The organism is Marinimicrobium sp. UBA4509 (assembly GCF_002388575.1).
Lineage (GTDB): Bacteria > Pseudomonadota > Gammaproteobacteria > Pseudomonadales > Cellvibrionaceae > Marinimicrobium > Marinimicrobium koreense.
The window spans coordinates 2,702-3,293 of record NZ_DGMV01000009.1 but is presented as its reverse complement, the minus strand read 5'-3'; the positions used below and the strand labels follow the sequence as shown (position 1 = coordinate 3,293).

Below are 592 nucleotides of genomic sequence, written 5' to 3'. Positions count from 1 at the left end.
GGGGTTGGACACCACGGCGAACTCGAGGTCGGTGCGGCCGCGCTTTTCCAGGGTTTCCGCGACTTTGGCTTTTACCTTGTCGGCGGTGCCCACGGGCACGGTGGACTTGTCGATAATGACCTGGCGCTTTTCCATGTGGGTGGCAATGGTCTCGGCCACGGCCAGCACGTATTTGAGGTCGGCGGAGCCGTCCTCGTCCGGCGGAGTACCCACGGCGATGAATTGCAGGTCACCGTGTTTGACGGCCTCGGCCGCGTCGGTGGTGAAATGCAGGCGGCCAGCGGCGTAGTTTTCAGTCACCAGCGGCTCCAGGCCGGGTTCGTAAATCGGGATTTCACCGTTTTTAAGGCGCTCGACCTTTTTGGCGTCTACATCAACGCAGACCACGTCATGGCCGACTTCGGAGAGGATGGCGCCTTGCACCAGACCGACGTAGCCGGTGCCAAATACGGTAACTTTCATGCGGGTAAGGTCCCTTTCATAAAGAGAGTGGATTTCGTTGGGGCGTATGATAACGGGGTTGGGTGGGTATTTCTATGTGTGGGTTTGGATGCGGTGGATGCGGCGGGGTTTGGTAACGGCGGATGCGCCT

Annotated in this window: 1 protein-coding gene; it reads right to left on the bottom strand. The window is 59.6% G+C overall.

The annotated features are described in order from the left end of the window. Positions 1 to 462, bottom strand: a 462-nt coding sequence (locus tag B3520_RS01290) for an NAD(P)-binding domain-containing protein (RefSeq protein WP_286875146.1), incomplete at its 3' end; no start/stop codon positions are given. Positions 463 to 592: the final 130 nt, after the last annotated feature.